General features: G+C 62.9%; 8 protein-coding genes. 4 read left to right on the top strand and 4 right to left on the bottom strand.

Annotated features, from left to right (window positions below; genetic code table 11):
- Positions 1-182 precede the first annotated feature (182 nt).
- The 3 genes from tsaA to CN311_RS31340 all read left to right on the top strand — a co-directional run bounded on the left by tsaA (position 183) and on the right by CN311_RS31340 (position 1,998).
- Positions 183-707, top strand: coding sequence for a tRNA (N6-threonylcarbamoyladenosine(37)-N6)-methyltransferase TrmO (tsaA, locus tag CN311_RS31350; RefSeq protein WP_165779920.1), 525 nt, complete (start codon positions 183-185; stop codon positions 705-707).
- Positions 704-1,033 carry a DUF2293 domain-containing protein gene (locus CN311_RS31345; RefSeq protein WP_097577440.1) on the top strand — a complete coding sequence of 110 codons (330 nt, stop codon included), beginning with the start codon at positions 704-706 and terminating at the stop codon, positions 1,031-1,033. Before tsaA ends, CN311_RS31345 begins: the two co-directional genes overlap by 4 nt.
- A gap of 122 nt (positions 1,034-1,155) precedes the next feature.
- Positions 1,156-1,998 (top strand): SDR family oxidoreductase, encoded by an 843-nt coding sequence (locus CN311_RS31340; RefSeq protein ID WP_097577439.1) that lies wholly within the window; start codon positions 1,156-1,158, stop codon positions 1,996-1,998.
- 60 nt (positions 1,999-2,058) lie between these two features.
- Here the strand turns inward: CN311_RS31340 and CN311_RS31335 are convergent, their stop codons facing one another.
- Positions 2,059-2,694 carry an MOSC domain-containing protein gene (locus CN311_RS31335; protein WP_097577438.1) on the bottom strand — a complete coding sequence of 212 codons (636 nt, stop codon included), beginning with the start codon at positions 2,692-2,694 and terminating at the stop codon, positions 2,059-2,061.
- 59 nt (positions 2,695-2,753) lie between these two features.
- Positions 2,754-2,888 (bottom strand): hypothetical protein, encoded by a 135-nt coding sequence (locus CN311_RS33715; RefSeq protein ID WP_280954059.1) that lies wholly within the window; start codon positions 2,886-2,888, stop codon positions 2,754-2,756.
- Between CN311_RS33715 and CN311_RS31330 the strand changes: the two genes are divergently transcribed.
- Entirely contained in the window at positions 2,880-3,449 is a 570-nt protein-coding gene (locus CN311_RS31330; protein ID WP_165779919.1) for a methyltransferase family protein, read from the top strand. The genes CN311_RS33715 and CN311_RS31330 overlap by 9 nt on opposite strands.
- Before the next feature lie 20 nt (positions 3,450-3,469).
- On the opposite strand, the gene CN311_RS31325 is transcribed toward CN311_RS31330, so the two are convergent.
- Positions 3,470-4,591 (bottom strand): beta-ketoacyl-ACP synthase III, encoded by a 1,122-nt coding sequence (locus tag CN311_RS31325; RefSeq protein ID WP_097577442.1) that lies wholly within the window; start codon positions 4,589-4,591, stop codon positions 3,470-3,472.
- Positions 4,592-4,803: 212 nt separating this feature from the next.
- Positions 4,804-5,574, bottom strand: a complete 771-nt coding sequence (gene tam / locus CN311_RS31320) for a trans-aconitate 2-methyltransferase (protein WP_097577437.1) — start codon at positions 5,572-5,574, stop codon at positions 4,804-4,806.
- Positions 5,575-5,595: the final 21 nt, after the last annotated feature.

Genomic DNA, 5,595 nt, shown 5'->3' with positions numbered 1-5,595 from the left:
GGCATATTCTCTTTGAAAAAGATATAAACATATGTTTATGTCGATTTTCATCGCCTTGCAAGCACTATGTCGCTTTCGGACAAAAAAATGGCGCATGCGTGATCCTGCCAACTCGACCGGTTTCCAGTCGGGGAACCGGTTTTCGGTCACGACAGGCGGGAAACGTGATAGAGGCGAAAACCATGTTCGAGACGCGCAGCGGTGAAAGGCTTCTGGAGACCGACCCGGCCGATATGCCGCCGGATGGCCATGTCGTGTTCATCGGCCGCATCGCCTCGCCGTGGACGACGCGGGAGACCTGTCCGAAGAACATGAAGGCGGCGCGGGAAACCGGCCAGCCGGCGATCATTACCATCGACCGGCCCTACCGTGATGGTCTGCTCGGGCTGGAGCGCGCCAGCCACGTCGTCATCCTGTCCTGGCTGCACCATGCGCCGCGGACTCTCATTGTTCAGAAACCCCGCCATGCCGCTGAACCGAAAGGTGTTTTTTCGCTGCGCTCCCCTGCCCGGCCGAACCCGGTCGGGCTGCATATCGCCAGGCTCGTCGCCGTCGATATCGACACCGGCCGCATCGATATCGACGCCATCGATGTGCTCGACGACACGCCGATCATCGACATCAAGCCCTATTTCGTCTCGACCGATGCCTTCGCCGAGGCGACCATTGCCGGGCGCGACGAGCCCGCTGGGCGGGATGCACAATGAGCGCGCCGACCGGCCGCCGCCGCGCCATCGCCAAGGCGCTGACCGCGCTTTTGCCACTGGCGCCCTATGCCGACATGGAAAAGATCCGCGCCGACGCCGGCGCGATGCATATGAAGACCCTGCCACCGACGATTGCCGTGTGGCTGGCGACTATCGCCCATATCCGCCACACCCATACCGATTACGAAAAGCTGCTGGCCGAGGGCTATGACCGCGACTCGGCGCGTTTCTTCGTCATCGAACAGACCAACATCGTGCTGACCCGCTGGCGCGCCACCCGATTGCTCGACGACGACGATGACGAAATCGTGAGTAGGGATGGTTGACCCCATCCGTCAAAATTTCCTCCAGACCTTGGATCGAAGGATCGCACTTCGTATATGGCGAAAACGGAGAAGCCTCCGCTTATCTCGAAAATTAAGCCCGCAAGGGCAGGAATTGGTGGATCATGACACATAAGGTTTGGTTTGTTACCGGATCGTCGAAGGGCTTCGGCCGCGTCTGGGTCGAGGCTGCACTCGCCCGTGGCGACCGCGTCGCGGCGACAGCGCGTAATGTCGGCACGCTTGCCGATCTCGTTGAAAAGTATGGCGACCATATCGCCGCGATAGAACTCGATGTCACCGACAAGGCGGCCGTCGATGCCGCGGTAGCCGAGGCGCATCGCCGCTTCGGCCGGCTCGACGTGGTCATCAACAATGCCGGCTATGGCCATTTCGGCGCCATAGAGGAAGTTTCCGAGCAGGAGGCCCGCGACCAGATCGAGACCAATGTGTTCGGCGCGCTTTGGGTGACCCAGGCCGCCCTGCCGATCATGCGGGCGCAGCGCTCCGGTCATATCATCCAGATCTCGTCGATCGGCGGCGTCAACGCCTTTGCCTCGCTCGGCCTCTATCACGCCTCGAAATGGGCATTGGAAGGTTTCAGCCAGTCGCTCAGTCTGGAGGTCGCGGAGTTCGGCATCCATGTGACGCTTGTCGAGCCGGGCGGCTTCTCCACCGACTGGGCCGGGCCGTCAGCCAAGGCCTCGAAGCAGATCGAGGCCTATGAGCCGGCCCGCGCCCAGATGGCGGAACGCCGCAAGCACTCCGTGGCCGGCGATCCCGCCGCCACCGGACCGGCGATACTTGCCATAGTCGATGCCGCCGATCCGCCGCTTCGGGTGTTCTTCGGCGATGGTGGCCTGCCGATGATAAGGCAGGAATACGCCAACAGGATCGCCACCTGGGAAAAGTGGGATCAAATCTCCGACATGGCCCAGGGCGCGAACAAGAACCGCAAGGCGGCTTGAACAGCCAGAACCTGCTGCGCCGCCCGATGGTGGCGTAGCCCTGCCCTGCGGCCACACTTTCTATGCCTGGTAAATCCACTGCTCGGGCACGCGCACCGAAATCTCTTCGCCGGCAGCAATCGTGCCTGGCTTTTCGACCCAGGCGACGAGGCCGCGCAGCCGCTTCGCCGCCTTCGGGAACGCCAGCGCGCCGGCTTCCAGGTCGGCCATCCCGGCATGTTCGGCGACCGATCGGCCGGCGATGCGGCAAGGCCCGTTCTGCGCGTCGACCTTGACGGTGACGCCACCTCTGAAGAACAGCAGCGTGCCGGACGGCAGCATCGACAGGCGAGGCAGGCCCTCGATCAGCAGATTGGCGCCAATCCAGTCCGGCTTGATCTCCTTGAGCCCCATCCGACCTGCCGCCACAGCCAGTTCGTCCGCTGCAACGATCGACAATTGCCGCTCGTTGCGCATCTCGGTGCCGCGCGGATACCAGGGTTCGCGCCCGCCGGAGCGCCGCGTCGCACCGGCGTGGAAATCATTGTCGATGCCGTCAAAACCGAGCCGCAGTTCGTCGACGGCACGCGTCTCGAAGTGATCGAACGGCGCCACGTAGAGCGCCGTCACCTTCGCGGCGAGCTTGCGCGCCGGGACGATTTCGATAGGCGTCTCCGCTTCGGGAAACAGGTCCGGTGTGGTTGTCGTCTGTTGCATGCATTGGGATCTAGCCGATGTCGCCGGACAGGGTCCAGTCGAAAGCACTGATGATCCAATCAACCGGGTTGATGCGCATCCTCGTCGATCACGATCTTCTTACCGGAATCCGGGATCTTTTCGCGCCGCGCCGCATTGCAGCCGCGCTGTCTCGGCTTGATAATTGTCCGTGGAGGAGAGGCTTCATGCTGCATCCCGCATCTGCGATAGCGGCGCTGTGGCTTATCTGGGTCATATCGTGGGGCGCCGCCGCGTTCTGGGCCGACCAGCCCGAAAAGCGGGCCGGTTTCCAGGCGGAATTTCCATATCGGGCCGTCCTGGTAGTCGGGACGATCCTGTTGTTCATTCCGGCGCATGGCTATCATGGCCGCCTCAGGCTCTGGATTCCAAACCTTGCCGAAGCATGGCTGTGCGTCGCGCTGATCGCCGTCGGCCTCGTCTTTTCCTGGTGGGCCAGGCTGCATCTCGGCAAATTGTGGTCGGGCACGGTCACCGCCAAGGCTGACCACCACGTGGTCGATACCGGCCCCTATGGGCTGGTCAGGCACCCGATCTATACCGGGCTGCTTTTGGCGATCCTTGCCACCATGGCGGCGAAAGGCACGGTCTGGGGCATCGCCGGCGCCGCCCTTCTCACAATCGGCATCGTCATGAAGGCAAGGCTGGAGGAGAACTTTCTGCACGGTGAACTCGGTACGGCCTATGACGACTATGCCAGGCGCGTGCCGATGCTGGTGCCCTTTACGCCGGCCTGACGCAACGGCCGGCGCGAAGTTCACAGCATCTTGAGCAGCGCGCCGCCGATCGAATAGCCCGCGCCGAAGGCACACAGCAACCCGAAGTCGCCGGCCTTCATGTCGGCGTGGTTCTCCGACAGCGCGACGATGGCGCCGGCGCCGGCGGTGTTGCCGAGCCGTTCCAGCACCATCGGCGCGCGGTCATGATCGACATCATGGCCGAAGGAGAGCTTGAGGATCATGGCGTTCATGCGCGCATTGGCCTGATGCAGCCAGAAGCGGCGGATCGCTTCCGGCGTCAGCCCGTGCTCGGCCAGGAATTCGACGATGAATTTGTGGCCGGCGACGGTGACTTCCTTGAACACCTTGTTGCCGACCTGCTTGATCAGGTTGCCTTCGAGGTTGATCATGTAGGGATCGTCCTGAGCGGTACGCGTGTGATAGCCGAGATTGGTGCGGATGTTGTTGGACATCTGCGTCCAGATCCGGGTGTCCAGCACCTCGAAGCGTCCCGGCCGCTTGTCACCCTTGGCGAGCCCCTCGACAATCATCGACACTGAAGCATCGCCGAAGATGAAATGCGTCTGCCGGTCGCGGAAATTCAGATGCCCGGTGATGATCTCCGGCGTCGTCACCAGGACGCGCTTGTGCGCGCCCGAGCGCACCAGATTGACCGCCATGTGCAATGCCGCCGCCGCCGACGAGCAGCCAAGCCCCATGTCGAAACCGGCTCCCTTGGTGCCGAGCGCCTCCTGCATTTCAATGGCGATGGCCGGATAGGGCCGTTGCTGATGTGACGACGAGCAGATCACCAGGTCGATATCGGATGGCTTCAGACCGGCATGGTCGAGCGCCTTCCTGGCCGACGCGATGCCGAACTCGGCCTGCAGCGACAGCGCATCGTCCGGCCGCGCCGGAATGCGCGGCGCCATGCGGGTCGGGTCGAGAATGCCCTCCCGTTCGATCACATGGCGGGTTTTGACGCCCGAAGCATGGACGATGAAGGCGCTGTCCGATTTCGCCAGCAGCGCCTCGCCCGAAGTCTGGCGGCGTCCATTTTCGGTATCGACCCAGCTATTGAAGCTGGCGACCAGTTCTTCATTGGTGATCGAGGGCTCGGGGATTTCAACGCCGAGGCCGCTGATGATGACGCGATGCATTTCCAGTCCGTCCCCGTGCGCAGGCGTTGCGGCTTTCATGTGGGCGCCGCGAAAGCTCGGCGCAACTGTTTTCACACCTGGTCGGTTTACGCCGGCTTAAACCAAGGGGGCTTGAGACAAAAGAGACCACAAGCTCGCGCCGCTGAAATGCGCATGGCGGCGAAACCGGGTCAAGGGCGGCGCGCGAGGGTCTCCGGTGTGGCTAAGAGTTCCTAAGCGGCACGCCGCGCGACGATGAAAAGCCGGGGAAAACGCAGCAGCACCTTGCCGTTCGCTGTCTTCGGATAAGCCTCGGTAATCCTGGTCGTGTAGCGCTGCAGGAAAAGCTGCCGCTCATCCTCTACCAGCGGATCGAGGAAGGGCTTCAGCCCGGTCGACTTCACCCATTCGACGATTGCCCCGGCATTGGCCAGCGGATGATTGTAGATGGTGTGCCAGATGTCCAGCCGATCGGAAAATGGCGACAGAAGATCGTAGTAGAACGAGACCGGCGGCAGCGGCGCGCGGGCCGCCCCATCGAGCTTTTTCGTGAACGGCGCTTCGGCGGCGGTCTCGCGCATCAGCCGGTGCGAATCCTCGGCCATATTGTCGGGCATCTGCACGGCAAGCGCGCCGCCGGGCGCCAAAAAGCCCATCAGCCGCTGGAAGACCGCCGGATGCTCCGGCAACCACTGGAACACCGCATTGGCGAAGATCACGTCGACGGGCTTTTCAGGCTGCCACGCCGCCGCATCGGCCAGTTCGAAGGTTACATCAGGCAGACGTGCACTCGCCTTCTCGATCATGTCGGGCGAGGTGTCGAAGCCGCTGATCTCGGCATTCGGCCAGCGCTCGACGAGAAGCTCGGTCGAATTGCCCGGCCCACAGCCGATATCGACGACCCGGCGCGGAAAGTCGACCGGCACCTGCGCCACCAGGTCCCGCGCGGGCCGCGTGCGCTCGTCCTCGAATTTCAGATATTGGGCGGCGGACCAGTCAGCCATTCTTTGCCTCAACCTTCTCGA

This window comes from Mesorhizobium sanjuanii (assembly GCF_002529485.1).
Lineage (GTDB): Bacteria > Pseudomonadota > Alphaproteobacteria > Rhizobiales > Rhizobiaceae > Mesorhizobium > Mesorhizobium sanjuanii.
Note: the sequence above shows the minus strand (reverse complement) of the source record. Positions and strands in the feature narration are given on the sequence as shown.

Coding starts and splice junctions, on each gene's coding strand:
- CN311_RS31335 (WP_097577438.1), bottom strand. CDS start 2,694: ATGCAACAGACGACAACCACACCGGACCTGTTTCCCGAAGCGGAGACG.
- tsaA (WP_165779920.1), top strand. CDS start 183: ATGTTCGAGACGCGCAGCGGTGAAAGGCTTCTGGAGACCGACCCGGCC.
- tam (WP_097577437.1), bottom strand. CDS start 5,574: ATGGCTGACTGGTCCGCCGCCCAATATCTGAAATTCGAGGACGAGCGC.
- CN311_RS31345 (WP_097577440.1), top strand. CDS start 704: ATGAGCGCGCCGACCGGCCGCCGCCGCGCCATCGCCAAGGCGCTGACC.
- CN311_RS33715 (WP_280954059.1), bottom strand. CDS start 2,888: ATGCAGCATGAAGCCTCTCCTCCACGGACAATTATCAAGCCGAGACAG.
- CN311_RS31340 (WP_097577439.1), top strand. CDS start 1,156: ATGACACATAAGGTTTGGTTTGTTACCGGATCGTCGAAGGGCTTCGGC.
- CN311_RS31325 (WP_097577442.1), bottom strand. CDS start 4,591: ATGCATCGCGTCATCATCAGCGGCCTCGGCGTTGAAATCCCCGAGCCC.
- CN311_RS31330 (WP_165779919.1), top strand. CDS start 2,880: ATGCTGCATCCCGCATCTGCGATAGCGGCGCTGTGGCTTATCTGGGTC.